The sequence below is a fragment of the Patescibacteria group bacterium genome, assembly GCA_040387855.1.
Lineage (GTDB): Bacteria > Patescibacteriota > Minisyncoccia > Phycocordibacterales > JAKAEA01 > JAZKCY01.
This window is the reverse complement of record JAZKCY010000001.1, coordinates 794271-810746: the sequence shown is the minus strand read 5'-3', so window position 1 is coordinate 810746 and position 16476 is coordinate 794271. Positions and strand designations below refer to the sequence as shown.

Below are 16476 nucleotides of genomic sequence, written 5' to 3'. Positions count from 1 at the left end.
TTATTTCATTCTGCTTTTGTAAAACGCTATTGCTTCTTGAAGACCTTCAGTAAGAGAAACTTTGGGTTTCCATCCAACAGCTTTATGTATTGCTGACGTATCAGCTACAAGCTTTGCAGGGTCTCCCAAGCGCTCTCCAAGATCTTTTATTTCAGAGGTACTGCCTGTGAGTTTTACGATTTCTTCCAAAAGATCGCGCATTATAATTCCAGAGCCGGATCCAATATTAAATGCATTGCAACCTGGCAGATTCATAACATCACTGTGAGCTTGAGCTACATCGCGCACAAAAATATAATCACGAAGTTGATCACCGTTCCAGTAGACTCCAACTGGCTCATTCCTAAGAATTGCTTTAATCCATAGTGGTACTGCACGTGTAGCCGGCTGTTGCTCATCGCGAGGCCCATACACATTAAAAAATCTAAGTGAAACGCTCTCAATGCCAAAGCTGTGATGATAGCCACTCAAAATATCTTCAAATGCCATCTTACTTGCGCCATAAGGTTGCAGAGGCTTTTTTTGATGACTTTCAGTAATAGGAATTTCTAAAGGTTCACCATAGACAGATGCAGAAGAAGAGAATACAATCTTTTTTACATTATTTCGTCGCATACCTTCAAGAAGTTTTGTGCTGTTTACAATATTATTTTCAATATAGGTGAGGGGATTATCTATAGAAAATTTAATAATACTTGATGCTGCAAAGTGCATAACCACATCCACACCCGACAATGCTTTATCAAGCACATCATTATTAGCAAGTGAACCTTTGAAAAAAGTAGCTCGTGGGTCTAAGAATTCTTCGTATCCAAAAGAGAGGTCATCAATTACTCTAACAGCATGACCTTGATCACATAAAAGATTTACGGTATTTGAACCAATAAAACCTGCACCACCTGTTACAAGGATTGTTTTTTTATCAGATGTCATATGAATTATATGGCTAATGTAGCACATCTACCCCTAAAATACTAAGTGTGGTAATGTGTAATCCACTATGATACTCAGCCGAACACCCTATAGAATTAGTTTTGCTGGTGGGGGATCTGATCTACCAGATTTTTACAAAAAATATGGTGGAGCTGTTGTGAGTACTTCTATTGATAAATTCATTCATATAACTGCGCATCAAAACTTTGAGCAGGATAAAATTTTGCTTAAGTATAGTAAAACCGAGAACGTAAAGAATGTTTTAAAAATAAAGAATAGTATAGCTCGATCAATTATTACTGATTTAAAGATCACAGGAATTGGGATAGAAACAATGGGTGATATTCCTGGTAAAACTGGGCTAGGTTCTTCAAGTGCCTTTGCTGTAGGACTTCACAATATTTTGCATACATACAAATTTGGAAAGCATCTAACTCCAGAACAGCTTGCACAAAAAGCGTGCGAGACTGAAATTAAAAAGCTTGGTTCACCTATTGGTAAGCAAGACCAATATGCTGCAGCGTATGGAGGGCTAAATCTCTACAAGTTTTTAAAGAACGGGAAAGTAACTGTTGAACCCGTAAGGATACAGCCTAAAATAAAAAAAGAATTAGAAGAGAATCTCTTATTATTTTATACAGGAATTACTCGTTCTGCTAATACCATATTAGAAAAACAAAAAGAAAATTTACAGACAAGTTTTCATGCAATAGATGCTACAAAACGAATGGTGGAAATTGCATATGAAACCAAAGCTGTCCTTGAAGCTGGAAATCTGCATGCTTTTGGAAAGCTGCTTCATACTGGTTGGGAACTTAAGCAGTCATTAGCAAATACAATTTCCAATAAACTTATAAATAAATATTATTCTCTTGGTATAAACAACGGAGCGATAGGTGGAAAACTTTTAGGTGCAGGTGGTGGAGGGTTCCTCTTATTCTATTCTGAAAAGAAAAATCATAAAAAACTACGAGCTGCACTTTCTAAGCTTCGTGAGATTCCATTTACCTTTACTGATACAGGGTCAGAAATTCTATTTGAGAGTTAGATCTTGTGATTTGTGAGGAATCAAAAACAACACAAGGGCAAATAGTACATAGAAGATACTAAAGATTATCTTTGCATAGACAGCTCCCCAAATTCCAAAGGGAACGATAAGGACAAAGAGAACACTGATTTGAACGATCGTATTTATTATATTGAATATATAGAGTCGAGATTGCAAACGGTGAGCGATAAGTGCTGACACTGGAAGGTTTGCTGCTGCAATTAAAATAGTAAGTGAGAATACTTGGGTATATACGATCGCATCTACATAGTTTGGTAGAAATGTTCTAAATACAAATGGGGCAATAAGTATATAGAAAAGACATGAGACAAAGATAAAAATAGCAAACAGAATGGTCTTAGGAAGGACTGTCGCTCGTATTTCTTGTTCATTCCTTTGTGCGAATTTTGGCAATGCAACTGAGCCTACAGATTTAAACAATCCGGTAACTCGCTCTGGAATGATTTTTGCAAAGGTATAGATAGCGAGATCAACGGCACCCGTATAATGGAAAACAAGAACACTATCTATTTTACTAGCAATCATTCCAAATCCTCCCATCACACTCATATGCTTACCATAGGTAATACTTTTTTCATCAACAAGATTGTTGGGTTTATATTTAATAAAGGTAAGAATATATGAAACTACATTTCCTAAAGTTGTAGCAATAAAGAATGCAAGCGAAATAAGGAGAACATTGTTGGTAAAGAGAATAGTAATAAAAAGAATTCCGTAATAGATAGCATTAATGATTAACCCATAGTAGAAACTAGATCGGAAATCTTTTTTTCCATGGAGAAAGGCAGAGTAAGTATTTGCAACAGAAGAAATAGGCACTAGTACAGAAATAATAATTAAAGAGATGGCAAGAATAGTATTATTGTTATAAAAATAATACCCACTCATACAGAGTGCTACTATAAATGGAACAACACTCCATTTTGCTTGAGCAATTATTGAGCGTTTAAAAGTACCTTCATTATTTTGTGCAACAGCAAGTACAACTGCAGAGTTCATCCCTGAAAGGGTGAGGGCAGTGATGATTCCTCCAAGAGAAATAATGTAATGAAACGTACCGTACACATCTTTTGGAACAAAGTGTGCAAAGGCTATTGAAAGTAAAAATGAGAAGAGCGAAGTTATAACAAAATTGAGGTTGAGCCAAAAGCTACCTGAAGCAAGGTATCGTACATCAGTTTTGAGTCTTCGTTGGAGCCAATCGAGAAAAGTATTCATGATCATACTATATAGTAAATAGTGTTGTTATTCCATTATTTGAAGTAGCTCTGTATAGTGTTATCTGATATAGTCTCACTATTATGACTATTAATACAATACTTCGGAATAGCATTATTGGTGGTATCTTTTTGGTGTTGATTATTCCATTCATAGTTACTAACTCATTATTCTTCCCATTTATTACAGGGAAAGGTTTCGTATTTAGAATTCTCGTAGAAATTCTTTTTGGAGCATGGCTTATTCTAGCGGTAACAGATAAACGGTATCGCCCACAAAAATCATTTACACTTATTGCAGTGGGAGCACTTCTCGGAGTAATGGCTATTGCTGATGCAACCGGGCTGAATCCATTTAAAAGTTTTTGGTCAAACTTTGAACGAATGGAAGGATTGATTGGACTTCTCCATCTTGGGGCCTATTTTCTTGTTGTAAGTACTGTAATTCAGAGCGAGAAAATTTGGAATTGGTTTTGGAATACGACTATAGCTGCAAGTGTTCTGATGTGTTTTTACGGCGTAATGCAGCTTACTGGTATGTATGAGACTCACCAAGGTGATCGACTTGATGCAACACTTGGTAATGCTTCATATCTAGCCGTATATCTTTTAATTCATATTTTTATAACCGCGTACCTTGTAGTATCAAGACGATATAATCTTTTTGGTATAACATGGATCAATCGTCAGGCTAAGATACTTGTTGGAGCAGCAATTATTCTCGTGCAAAGTTTTATTCTTTATAGAACTGAGACTCGAGGTGCGTTGATTGGTCTTGTTGTAGGAGTGTTATTTACCTGTATATTGCTCCTTATCTTAGGTGCACGAAAATCACTACTCCGAAGAACTGCTGGAGGTATTCTCATTGCAACAATAGTTATTGTCGGTGGATTTATTCTCGTTCGTAATACTTCATTTGTTCAAAATAACCCACAGCTTCAGCGTTTTGCCTCAATTTCACTCAGTGACACTACGACAAAATCTCGACTGTTACTTTGGAATATGGCGATCGAGGGCTTTAAAGAACGACCAGTTTTTGGATGGGGTCAAGAAAATTTTAATTATGTGTTCAACACAAATTACAATCCGGAACTCTACGGTCAGGAACAGTGGTTTGATCGTACTCACAATGTGATTTTTGATTGGCTTATTGCTGGAGGTATATTGGGACTTCTATCATACTTAGGAATATATGCAGCCTTACTATGGTACATATGGCGAAAAGAATCAGTGTTTACTGTTGCTGAGAAGAGTGTGCTTACAGGATTGCTTACCGCATACTTTATTCACAATATTGCTGTATTCGATAATTTGATTAGTTATATTTTCTTTTTCACTCTTGCTGCATATATAACTCAAAAGAGTCTACCAAAGCAGACACATGATGTATTTGAGAAAAATAGAATTATTGCTCCAGTAGCTCTTGTTGCAACAATTGCAATGATTTACTTTGTGAATGTTCCATCTATTAGAACAAACCTTAATTTAATTCAAGCTATTTCACAGCAAGGAGCAACCGTACGTAATGGAAATGATGTTGTGCCATTTAACGGTGATGTAGCACCAAACATTGAATATTTTAGGAAAGCACTCGCATATCGTTCAATTGGTACTCAAGAAGTACGAGAACAATTGTTAACTACTGCAGAACGGATTCATATGTCTCCTTATCAAATAAAAGGAAATACTGATATTTTTGCACTAGCCTTTGCAGAAGGAAAGAATCAGATTGCTGAAACACCAAAGGATGCACGAGCATATGTAATTATGGGAGGCTTTAGTGATCGTGTAGCTCGACATGATGATGCGATTGTATACCTCACAGAAGCACAAAAACTATCTCCACGTAAACAAGTAATATTATTCCAGCTTGGAGCTACATATATTGCAAAAAAAGATTACGAGAAAGCATTACCTCTTTTCAAACAGGCATACGAATTGGCACCGCAATTTGATGATGCTCGACTAACATACGCAGCTGCAGCAATATATGCAGGCGAAGAAAAATTGACACAAGAACTGATTAGCACATTCACACCAGAATTTATTGCAGGGAATGATACCTTACTTCAAGCTTATTTTGAAAAACAGAAATTCGATAAGATCTTAGAAATATGGAAGACACGTGTTGCAAAAGACCCAATGAATGCAAAAGCTCGTCTTTCATTAGCAGCTGCACATCTCTACTTAAATGATACAAAGAGTGCTGTTATTGAAATTCAAAAAGCCGTAGAACTTGATCCTACATTTAAAGAACAAGGTGATCTCTACATTAAAGATATTCGGGCAGGAAAAAATCCTGTGAAGCCATAATTTTCTTGACTGAAAATATCCGAGTGCTATACTACATGGGTGAGTGCTAACAAGTGTTAGCTCTGATAAACAAATGTCACATTGTCCTGCTTCGGCAGGATTTTGTGTTTTTGGGGAAATACATATTGTACATTTCCATATGATCAGATACAATACTGAGAGTTGTTTCTAGGAATGGCTGATGGCCGCACTCACAATACATTTGTTTATATGGAGCTAGCCCCGTCGGCCATTCGTGGACGCAACCAAAACTATACAAACTTAAAGCAGGAATAAAATCCTGCTTTTTGCTATCATGTAAATATATGACAATTCAAGAAAACATTCTGCTTAAAGAACATACAACTTTTCATATTGGAGGTGCCGCAACATATTTTGTTGAAGTTTCTACTATAGACGAACTACAAAAAGCAGTTTCTTTTGCTAAAGAAAAAAAACTTAAAATATTTATCCTTGGAGGAGGATCAAACGTTTTAGTATCAGATTCAGGATTCGAAGGACTTGTAATTAAAATTGTAATTAAGGGAAGAGAACTTAAAGAATTGGGTGAAGGAAAAGTAGAAGTTGTTGCAGGTGCTGGAGAAGAGTGGGACGCGTTTGTTGGTTTTGTTGTTGATCAAAATTTATTTGGTTTAGAAAATTTATCATACATACCTGGAAGTGTGGGAGCAACACCAGTTCAAAATATTGGCGCATATGGTAGTGAAGTGAAAGATACTATTTCTTGGGTTGAAGTTTTTAATTCTGAATCAAATGAGTTAGAAAAGTTTACTAATGAACAATGCAAGTTTGCATATCGTGATAGTTATTTTAAAAAGTCAGAAGGGAAAAAATATATAATCATTCGCGTTGCATTTTTACTTTCTAGAAATGGAAAATTAAGCACTGATTATAAAGATGTAAAGGATTATATAGCTACAAACAATATATTTGATCTCACATTACAGAAAGTTCGTGAAATAATTACAGCTATTCGAATTAAAAAACTTCCTGATGTAAAGCTTATAGGAACAGCGGGATCATTTTTTAAAAACCCGATAGTTCCAATTCAGCACTATAAAGATTTGCTAGAACTCTATCCTACAATGCCACATTACGTCTTAGATACTGAGACTGTTAAAGTGCCAGCTGCTTGGATTTTAGATAACCTTTGCGGCTTTAAAGGCTATCGTGATGGGGAAGTAGGAGTGTATCAAAATCAAGCATTAGTGCTTGTTAATTTTGGAGGTGGGAATGCAGATCAAGTTGCAGAACTTGCTGAAAAGATGATTGCTTGTGTAAAAGAAAAAACAAAAATAGTTTTAGAAAAAGAAGTGCAGTATATATAAAAAAGTTTTTTAAAAACTAAAAAATAAAAATAAATTAATAGTTTTTTAATAAAAATATAAAATAATTAATTTAGAAAAATATTTTTGCAAAACTTTTTGAAAAAAATAAATAAAAATAAAAAAAGTTATCCACAAAATAAATAAAAAAATCATTGTGAAAATATTTTTTGTGTATGATAATTACTCATGTACTCATTCATCAATTATTTTTTTAAATAATATTTTACAAAAAGTATTTTAAAAATAATTTTTGTAAAAATAAAAGTCGGTAATTGTTTGAATGATGATGGTGAAAGTTTATTACTCATAACATCTTATACTATTATGGCAGCAAAAAAGAAGGCAACAAAGAAGAAGGTTGCAAAAAAGACTACTAAGAAAGTAGCAAAGAAGAAGACAGCTAAGCGAGCATAGTCTATTCGCAAAAGCCCCTCTCACTAAAATGGTGAAGGGGTTTTTGTATGTCTTATTTTGTGATAGTATGAGGCCTATGTTTGGATTAAAAACCCTCTTCGGAGATGAAAATACACGTGCGGTAAAGCCCTTGATGCCGATAGTAGAAAAGATTAATGGTTTAGAAGAAACTATTAAAGCCCTTACTGATGAGGTACTTAAGGCAAAGACTGGTGAATTTAAGGATCGACTGGCTAAAGGCGAATCATTAGATGACATTTTACCTGAAGCTTTTGCTGTTGTACGAGAGGCATCACGACGAACCTTGGGGCAAAGACATTTTGATGTTCAGCTCATTGGAGGTATGTTGTTGCACAAAAAGACTATTGCTGAAATGAAAACAGGAGAAGGAAAGACTCTTGTTGCTACACTACCGACATATCTCAATGCTCTTACGGGTAAAGGCGTGCATATTGTCACTGTGAACGATTACCTTTCACGACGAGATGCTGTGTGGATGGGACAAATCCATGCATTCTTAGGATTGAGTGTGGGAGTTATCAATCACGATTCTTCTTTCTTGTACGATGCTACACAAAAAGAAACTCCTGAAGAAGAAGCTGTTGCTTCATTTAAGATTGCTTACGAATTTCTCCGACCATCTACACGACATGAAGCATATATGGCGGATATTACCTACGGAACAAACAATGAGTTTGGATTTGATTATCTCCGAGACAATATTGAATACGATGTAAAGAATCTTCGTCAGCGAGAATTCAATTATGCTATTGTCGACGAAATTGACTCTATTCTTATCGATGAAGCACGAACTCCACTTATTATTTCTGCTCCAACCGTAGAATCAGAAAATCTTTATGCAGTATTTGCTGATATTGCAAAGAAGCTTAAAGAAGGAAGTGATTACGAAGTTGATGAAAAGCTTCGTGCTATAACTCTTACTGATGATGGAATCTCAAAAGCAGAGCAGCTTTTAGGTGTTGATAATATTTATACTGAGAAGGGAGTTAAGTATGTTCACCATCTAGAAACAGCAGTGCGTGCTCAAGCTCTCTTTAAACGAGAAAAAGAATATGTTGTTCGTGACGGAGAGGTTATCATCGTTGATGAATTTACCGGACGAATGCAGCCAGGACGACGATGGTCTGATGGTCTTCATCAGGCTATGGAGGCTAAAGAAGGTGTAGCTGTACAAAAAGAAACTCGAACCTACGCTTCTATCACATTCCAAAATTATTTCCGACTCTACAAGAAGCTTGCTGGTATGACTGGTACAGCGCTCACTTCAAAAGAAGAATTTAGAAAAGTATACGGACTTGATGTAGTTGAAGTGCCTACAAACAAACCAATTGCCCGAATTGATCGACAAGACAATATTTACCAAACAGAAATGGGTAAGTTTATTGCTGTTGCTCGAGAAATTAAAAAAGTTCATGAAACTGGTCAGCCTGTACTTGTGGGTACTGTATCTATTGAGAAGAACGAACTTCTTAGTCAGTTTTTGTCTAAAGAAGGAATTCCTCATCAAGTATTGAATGCGAAGAATCACGAAAAAGAAGGAGAGATTGTTGCTCTTGCTGGAAAGAAAGGAGGAGTAACCATTGCTACCAACATGGCCGGCCGAGGTGTCGACATTAAGCTTGGAGGTCCAGAAGCTACTGATGCTGAGCGAGATGAGATCCGAAGCCTTGGTGGCCTCTTTGTGCTTGGTACAGAGCGACATGAAGCTCGACGAATCGACAACCAGCTTCGAGGACGTTCTGGACGACAAGGAGATCCAGGAACAACTCAATTCTTTGTGTCTCTTGAAGATTCACTCATGAGAGTATTTGCTTCTGATATGATCAAGGGTCTCATTGGACGACTTGGCATCGCAGATGATGAAGCAATTCAAAACCGAATTATTACTCGAGCACTTGAAACAGCTCAAACTAAGATCGAAGGATTCCACTTTGATTCTCGAAAGCATACTTTGGAATACGATGATGTTCTCAACTACCAACGAAAGATTATCTATGAACGCCGACGAAAAGTTGTTCTTGGACAAGGTGAAGATCTCAAAGCTCTCGTTGAAGAAATCCTTACCTTCGAAAACGCAAACGAAGAAACTAAAAAGCTTATTGAAGAAAAGAAAAGTCTTCTTGGAGAAGAAGAGTTTTACCGAACCGTGCGACGATTATTGCTCCAGACTATCGATCTTTATTGGATCGATCACCTTGAAGCAATGGAATACCTCCGTTCATCAGTAAATCTTCGAGCATACGGCCAGCGAGATCCGCTTATTGAATACAAGCGAGATGGGTTGCGAATTTTTAAAGATATGGAAATTGCTATTAATGACCAAGTAATGTCATTGCTTCCAACTATTGGAGCAGGTGCATTTCAGGCAGAAGAACAAAAACTTCGAGAAGTTCAGCGACAAGCACAACTCATTGGAGGATCTGATATTTCTGTCACCGCAGGTACATCAGGAGCTGTTGTTATGACTGGCTCAGATGATGAAAAAGGCCGCAACGAACGAGTTGTTGTAACTAAGAATGGTGAAGAGAAAGAAATCAAATTCAAAAAACTCCAACAGTATCTAAAGGAAGGATGGGTAGAGAAGAAATAATCTAGCATTCCATGAGCAATCTCCAGAATATCTTAAAGTTTGTTGAATTTACTAATGAATTTAGGAGGATAGAACGAGGGGTTCATCTTTTGCATGAGAAAAGAGGTGAGAATGATTCTGAACATTGTTTTCAGCTTGCTGTGGTTGCTTGGTATATTATTTCTAGTCACAAACTAGATCTCGATATTCAAAAAGTTGTAATGTATGCCCTCGTACATGATTTAATTGAAGTCTATTCAGGTGATACTCCTGTGTTTAACTCAACCCAGGAGTATTTTGAGTCAAAGGAGGAAAGGGAAGCAAATGCTCTGGAACAAATTAAGCTTACATTCTCAGAATCTCCTGACATGTGGGAAAAAATTTCTCAGTATGAAAAAAGACAAGATGAAGAAAGTGTCTTTGTATATTGTCTTGATAAATTACTCCCATATTTTGTAACATATCTTGATAGAGGATATTCTTGGCGAAAAAACAAAATGACTCTAGAAGACATTATTGAGAAGAAATCATCAAAAATAGCAAAGTCACCACTTCTCAAAAAGTATTTTGATGAACTTAATGAGATCGTTAGGAAAAACGAGAAAGAGTATTTTGGTTAATTACACTATGACAACTCAATTTTCTCCCATTCAAAATAACATCCTTTCGAAGTTAAAGAATGCCAAATCACTTAGGTATAGTGAACTACAAGATCATTCTATTCCAAATGATTTATTCAATTATCATCTACAGTTTTTAGTAAAGAAAGGTCTGCTCTTAAAATCAGAAGAAGGGTACTCATTATCTGATACAGGTATTAAACATGTTGCAGATCCGATTCCTGTAGCTACTTTTAATTCTATTACAAGTCTTTTTAAGATAAATGTTATTACTATTGTTTCAAGAGTTGTAGATGGAAAGCTTGAAATTTTAAATCAACTTCGAAAATCAAATCCTTCATATGGAAAAATTGGTGTGATGGGAGGAGTCGTACTAAAAGGCGAACTTATGGAAGCAGCTGCTACTCGAAAATTAAAAGCAGAAACAGGTCTTGAGGCAGAATTTAAAACAGTAGCATCTGAACGCAGAATTATGTATAAGGAAGGCGATCTCTTTTCTGATGTCGTATTTCCAATAGCATATGCAGATTCATACTCCGGAGAATTAACTAATACAGAATTTGGTGAAAATATGTGGCTTTCAATTGATGAATCTCTCAAACATCAGTTGTCTGATTCATATGACTGCATTGATTCTATAACTAAAGTATTAGAAGCAATTAAAGATGGTTCGATTAAAACCTTGCCATTTTTCTATACAGAAGTAATTAAAACTGACGAGTAAAATCACCGTTTAATAGGCGGTATTTCTACCGAGGACATCCTCGCTTTTTTTATATTTCATATTTTCTTATGCTCGAGCAAGGTTGTTCGATTTATTCGCTAACCGAAAGGAGCATATGAAGAAGGTAGACGTTAACTTTGGTAGGACTGGGTTTGTGAAGCTCACGTATCCCAAAGTTTTGCGAGAAGCTGTGGTGAAGGCAATGGAGTCATGGAAGGGATTCTGTGACTTGCCGTTGGATGTGAAGATGAGTCTTCCATACAGCAATGGTGCTGATGGAGTGGGATACGAGTTTAAGCCGGGGGAAGGACTCACAGATGATCGGAAGGAGAACTTCGATGTAACGATTGCTGGCCAAGACTGGCTTCGCGATCGCACCGAACTTCTCCGAGATTCGGGAACACTCGACTTTGTCACTGACTCGGTTCAGCTCGTGCGTCTCATGAAGCCTCTCATTATGAGATTTGCAGATGCTGTGGAGGAGCAGTATGGAATCTCAGGATTCGCTGAAGAGGTGGATGCAAGCGAGGCGAAGTTTTTCGTTCGGTTCATTCATTATTTACCTGATGAGAGAACGGATGAAGACGCTGTAAAACCAGGCGATCCAACTGCCACGGCTCATGTGGATCAGAGTGGCTTCACCTTGCACCTTTTTGAAAGTGCCCCCGGACTCCAGTGCTTGTGGGAAGATCATGAGACTGCAGAGCCGGAGTGGATGGATATGCCAGTGCACAAAGGCACAACTGTCATCATTCCTGCAATGCAGTTGCAGCTGCGATCAGAAGGGAAGCTTACAGCACTTGCGCACCGAGTTGTTGCTACAAAGAAAACAGCAAAAACCGGCCGCTACTCTGCAGTATGCTTCGTGCAGTTGAAGAACACACCAAAGTACGACAAGGAAAGGTGTGGGCGATTGCAGCTGAAAAAGCCAGGGTTCAACTACGGCATGAAGCCGAAGACCTTCGCCAAACTCTTCAAGTAGGTTAGTAAGCCATGGTGGACAAAACCATGGCTTTTTTATATACCTGTAACATATTCCCATTAATCAGAGTTATACTAGATATACAGACATGGAACCGCCACTAAAAACAGATGCAGAATGGCTTGCGTTGTCGATTGACCATCCATCGGCTTTTGGTGTGCTTGTAAACCGCTACCAGAAAGAGTTCTTGGCAAAGGTGACCTTTATGCTCAAGAACAAAGTAGAGGCTGAGGACATCGTCCAGGAGGCCTTTGTGAAGATCTATATAAATGCCAAGAAGTTTAAAGTCATGGAAGGCGCGAGCTTTAAATCATGGGCATACAAAATTTTGCTCAATACATGCTACACGCATTGTCTCAAGCAAAAAAGAGAAAAGCAGTTTTTAAATAGTATGGCAGGTGAGGATCTTGATTTATTTAGTGCCCAGGATGAATTTGAAAAGAAGATGGACCTCGATCGAGTGCTTATGGTCATTTCGAAAATTCCTCAGGCGTTGGGTAGAATTCTCACACTTAATATTGTGCAGGGTAAAAGCTATGAAGATATAGCAGTAGAAGAAAAGGTAAGTGAAGGTGCAATTCGCACACGAATACACCGAGCAAAAAATGAGTTTAAAAAAGTATCAAAATTATATGCAGAATAATTATATTAAAAAGAATATTATGCGCAGAGTGTATATGGTCTATATCTTAAAGACTGTCGCACGGCCGCTCATTATAGAACTCGCAATTGTATCTGCACTCATTATGTCTGTTGCGTTTTTTGTCTCTCTTCAAAATGTTTTACAAAATGCTTTAAGTGTTACAAATATTGTCGATTTCGGGAAATTTATTATTGGAGCTTTTACGCACACACAAGTAATAGTCCAAGCATTATCTCTGCTTGTGCTTGCTGGGGCTAGTGCCATGGTATACGATACCGTACGTCGCATCAGAAATATCTTTATCTTTAACTACCAATAACATGTGTGGAATATACGCGTACACAGGAAAACAACAAGCTCTACCAATTCTTGTTGATGGATTAACTTCTTTAGAATATCGAGGATATGATTCTGCTGGTATTTATATTCCAACAGCTGGAGCAATAAAATCAGTAGGTGCTGTTGAAAATTTGAGAGCAAAAATTACTAAGGATTTTACTGGGACTAGTGGTATTGCACATTTGCGATGGGCGACACATGGTGAGCCTACTAAAATAAATGCGCATCCTCATCATGATTGCGATTCAAAAATTTGGGTGGTACACAATGGTATCGTTGAGAATTTTCAAGAATTAAAAGCACATCTTAGTAAAAAAGGACATACGTTTCTATCTGAAACTGATACAGAAGTTATAGCCCACCTTATTGAAGAACATGCCCGTAGCGAAAAAGATTTTACAAAGGCTGTGATAAACGCACTCAATGATATTAAGGGCACCTATGGTCTTACGGTGGCTTCAGAAGCACATCCTGAGATGATTATTGCTGCGCGAATGGGAGCACCCGTCGTACTTGGAGTGGGAGATAAAGAATACTTTGTAGCATCAGATCCATCACCAATTTTAAAGCATACTAAACGAGTGCTTTATTTGCAGGATGGGGAAGTGGCCGTACTTACTCCTGATATGTATAGCATCTGCACATTAGAACAAAACAGTGTGGAGAGAAATCTAGAAACTATTGAGTGGGCAGTAGAAGAAATTCAGAAAAATGGTTACGAGCATTTCATGTTGAAAGAAATTATGGAAGGTCCTGAAGTTGTGAAGAATACCCTTCGAGGACGATTGCTTCTTGATCAAGGCACAGCAAAGCTTGGTGGCCTTGAGTCTGTGCAACATGAACTAAAATCTATAAAAAGAATTATTATTGTAGGATGTGGTACTGCATATTATGCAGGTCTTGTAGGTGAATATATGCTTGAAGAATATGCAGGAATTCCTGTGGAAGTAGAAGTGGGTTCAGAATTTAGATACCGGCATCCGCACATAGAGCCGGGTACTGTACTTATTGCTGTATCACAATCTGGTGAAACCGCAGATACGTTAGAAGCAATTCGTGAAGCAAAACGACAAGGTGCGCTTACTCTGGGAATTGTAAATACTGTTGGATCTACTATTGCACGAGAAACAGATGCCGGAGTCTACAATCATGCAGGCCCAGAGATTGGAGTGGCTTCAACAAAAGCATTCATTTCTCAGCTCACTGCATTAATTTTACTTACACTTTATATTGGACGAATGCGTACTATGTCTCTTGAGCAGGGTATGGAAATAGTAAAAGAGCTGCAAAACCTTCCAGATAAAATTGCGCAGATTTTGAAGGATCATTCAAAGCTTGAAAAGCTTGCTGAAACATATAGTAGTCATAGGGACTTTTTGTACGTTGGTAGAAAACTTCAGTTTCCGATTGCCCTTGAAGGTGCACTTAAGTTGAAAGAAGTTTCATACATTCATGCAGAAGGATATGGAGCAGGAGAAATGAAGCATGGGCCACTTGCTATGATTGATGAAAATTTCCCAACATTAGCGATTTGCCTTGATGATAGTGTGTATGAAAAAATGATTTCTAATGTTCAGGAAATACGAGCACGAAAGGGGAGAGTGCTTGCTATTGCAACTGAAGGAAATCAAAAACTGGCAACTCTCGTGCAAGATATCTTTTTTGTGCCAAAAGCTCATGAAATAGTTTCGCCAATTCTTTCTATAGTACCATTACAGCTGTTTGCGTATTACATAGCAAAAGCAAAAGAGTTAAATGTGGATCGGCCTCGTAATTTAGCAAAATCTGTAACAGTTGAATAAACACTAAAAAATCCCCTGACCATAGTCGAAGGGGATTTTTTAGTTCATGAAAAACATGATGTTACGCGGTTGATTCGCCACGTCCGCTGTGTGAATTTTCTCCACCCTTGCGGCCAATAGCTGCCATGTGTTCTCGATTTCGGCTTACGGCTTGACCACCTTTGCGGCCAGCAGCTCGTGCTTCTTCAGATGTGAATTCATGGGCAGTACCAGCTTGATGTGCTGCTTTGCCTCCTCGTGAAGCGATTTCGCGCTGCTTCTCAGGATTCATACTTGCGAATCCTCGATCTTCAGTTGCAAAAAATGTTGTCATAATAAATTTATTTAAGTTCAGCACTTAATTAATTTTAGTTGATGATTAGATCAACTATCTATATATGTACGACGTTGTCAGACTACTTTATTACAGTCTTTAAAACTAGATTATATAACGTTGACTTCGTCAATAGCAGACCCAGCAGCAGGTCTGTTATGATATATTCATGCTTCATATTCAGATTGGTGCTGAAAAACTGTTCTCAATTGGCTCTTTTGCCATAACGAATACTCTCCTTATGACCTGGATTGTGGCTCTATTTATCATTATTTTGAGCCAAGTGGCCGTACGACGGATGCAGCTTGTACCTTTGGGAGTGCAAAATGCTGTGGAATGGGGAGTTGAAAGTCTGCTCGGTTTCATGGAAAAGATCCTCCATTCTCGAGATAAGGCAATAAAGTATTTTCCCCTAATTGCTACTATATTCACGCTTATTCTGTTTTCAAACTGGTTTGGAATTCTCCCTGGCGTGGGCTCTATTGGGCTCCATCAAGTGCATGACGGACATGAGGTTTTTGCCCCTTTGCTACGCTCAGTAGCAAGCGACCTCAACTTTACACTGGCTATTGCTATCATTGCAGTAGTCATGACAAATGTGTTTGGTATTATCGCTTTGGGCTTTAAATCGCATGCTTCAAAATTTTTCAATTTTTCAAGCCCAATCAATTTCTTTGTTGGAATTCTTGAGTTGATAGGGGAATTTGCCAAGCTCATATCGTATTCATTTCGATTGTTTGGAAACATATTTGCAGGAGAAGTATTGCTCATTATCACGGGATTTTTGGTGCCCTATTTTGTACCAGTACCATTTTTGATCCTTGAAATATTTGTTGGTTTTGTACAGGCGTTGGTCTTTGCAACCTTGACGTTGGTCTTTATTTCCATTGCGGTAGAGCATCACTCATAAGTGCTGGTATAATGAATTTATATATTACTAGGTAGTTAATTTGTTCACATGGATCCAGCATCAATTCAAAATATCGCAGTCGCAGCCATTATTATCGGAGGAACTTTTGCTCCAGCAATAGCTATTGGATGGATTGGAAGTAAAGGAGTGTCAGCAATTGGACGAAATCCAGATGCAGCACCAAAGGTACAAACAGCCATGATCCTTTCAATTGCATTTGCCGAAGCTATTGCAATTTACGCATTGGTTATTGCTCTTATCGTTAAATTCGTCTAATAC

At 37.6% G+C, this 16476-nt stretch carries 15 protein-coding genes; 12 read left to right on the top strand and 3 right to left on the bottom strand.

Annotated elements, in window-relative coordinates; genetic code table 11:
• Positions 1–933 carry an NAD-dependent epimerase/dehydratase family protein gene (locus tag V4519_04510; GenBank protein ID MES2437242.1) on the bottom strand — a complete coding sequence of 311 codons (933 nt, stop codon included), beginning with the start codon at positions 931–933 and terminating at the stop codon, positions 1–3.
• 67 nt (positions 934–1000) lie between these two features.
• On the opposite strand from V4519_04510, the gene V4519_04505 reads away from it, so the two are divergent.
• A complete protein-coding gene (locus V4519_04505; GenBank protein MES2437241.1) occupies positions 1001–1981 on the top strand; it encodes a GHMP kinase in 981 nt (326 codons plus the stop codon).
• Here V4519_04505 and V4519_04500 read toward each other — a convergent pair.
• A complete protein-coding gene (locus V4519_04500) occupies positions 1967–3220 on the bottom strand; it encodes an oligosaccharide flippase family protein (protein ID MES2437240.1) in 1254 nt (417 codons plus the stop codon). The two genes, V4519_04505 and V4519_04500, sit on opposite strands and share 15 nt — an antisense overlap.
• Before the next feature lie 83 nt (positions 3221–3303).
• Here V4519_04500 and V4519_04495 point away from each other — a divergent pair, with 83 nt between their 5' ends.
• The 9 genes from V4519_04495 (at position 3304) to glmS (ending at position 14974) form a co-directional block, all read left to right on the top strand.
• The gene (locus V4519_04495) at positions 3304–5532 is read left to right on the top strand and encodes an O-antigen ligase family protein (GenBank protein ID MES2437239.1); all 2229 of its coding nucleotides are present in this window, start codon (positions 3304–3306) and stop codon (positions 5530–5532) included.
• Positions 5533–5837: 305 nt separating this feature from the next.
• Positions 5838–6860, top strand: coding sequence for a UDP-N-acetylmuramate dehydrogenase (gene murB, locus V4519_04490; protein MES2437238.1), 1023 nt, complete (start codon positions 5838–5840; stop codon positions 6858–6860).
• A 490-nt stretch (positions 6861–7350) separates the two neighbouring features.
• The gene (gene secA / locus V4519_04485) at positions 7351–9885 is read left to right on the top strand and encodes a preprotein translocase subunit SecA (GenBank protein ID MES2437237.1); all 2535 of its coding nucleotides are present in this window, start codon (positions 7351–7353) and stop codon (positions 9883–9885) included.
• 11 nt (positions 9886–9896) lie between these two features.
• Positions 9897–10484 (top strand): HD domain-containing protein, encoded by a 588-nt coding sequence (locus V4519_04480; GenBank protein MES2437236.1) that lies wholly within the window; start codon positions 9897–9899, stop codon positions 10482–10484.
• A gap of 7 nt (positions 10485–10491) precedes the next feature.
• Positions 10492–11208 carry an NUDIX hydrolase gene (locus V4519_04475; protein MES2437235.1) on the top strand — a complete coding sequence of 239 codons (717 nt, stop codon included), beginning with the start codon at positions 10492–10494 and terminating at the stop codon, positions 11206–11208.
• Between the two features lie 115 nt (positions 11209–11323).
• Positions 11324–12190: a 2OG-Fe(II) oxygenase family protein gene (locus V4519_04470; GenBank protein ID MES2437234.1), complete on the top strand. Its 867-nt coding sequence runs from the start codon at positions 11324–11326 to the stop codon at positions 12188–12190.
• Between the two features lie 88 nt (positions 12191–12278).
• Positions 12279–12833 (top strand): RNA polymerase sigma factor, encoded by a 555-nt coding sequence (locus tag V4519_04465; protein MES2437233.1) that lies wholly within the window; start codon positions 12279–12281, stop codon positions 12831–12833.
• Positions 12823–13152 (top strand): hypothetical protein, encoded by a 330-nt coding sequence (locus V4519_04460; GenBank protein MES2437232.1) that lies wholly within the window; start codon positions 12823–12825, stop codon positions 13150–13152. Before V4519_04465 ends, V4519_04460 begins: the two co-directional genes overlap by 11 nt.
• Position 13153: 1 nt before the next feature.
• On the top strand, positions 13154–14974 hold the full coding sequence (gene glmS / locus V4519_04455) for a glutamine--fructose-6-phosphate transaminase (isomerizing) (GenBank protein MES2437231.1): 1821 nt from the start codon (positions 13154–13156) through the stop codon (positions 14972–14974).
• A gap of 61 nt (positions 14975–15035) precedes the next feature.
• On the opposite strand, the gene V4519_04450 is transcribed toward glmS, so the two are convergent.
• Entirely contained in the window at positions 15036–15287 is a 252-nt protein-coding gene (locus V4519_04450; GenBank protein MES2437230.1) for a KGG domain-containing protein, read from the bottom strand.
• A gap of 169 nt (positions 15288–15456) precedes the next feature.
• On the opposite strand from V4519_04450, the gene atpB reads away from it, so the two are divergent.
• Both atpB and atpE read left to right on the top strand, forming a co-directional pair.
• The gene (gene atpB, locus V4519_04445; protein MES2437229.1) at positions 15457–16197 is read left to right on the top strand and encodes a F0F1 ATP synthase subunit A; all 741 of its coding nucleotides are present in this window, start codon (positions 15457–15459) and stop codon (positions 16195–16197) included.
• A gap of 48 nt (positions 16198–16245) precedes the next feature.
• Positions 16246–16473 carry an ATP synthase F0 subunit C gene (gene atpE / locus V4519_04440; protein MES2437228.1) on the top strand — a complete coding sequence of 76 codons (228 nt, stop codon included), beginning with the start codon at positions 16246–16248 and terminating at the stop codon, positions 16471–16473.
• Positions 16474–16476: the final 3 nt, after the last annotated feature.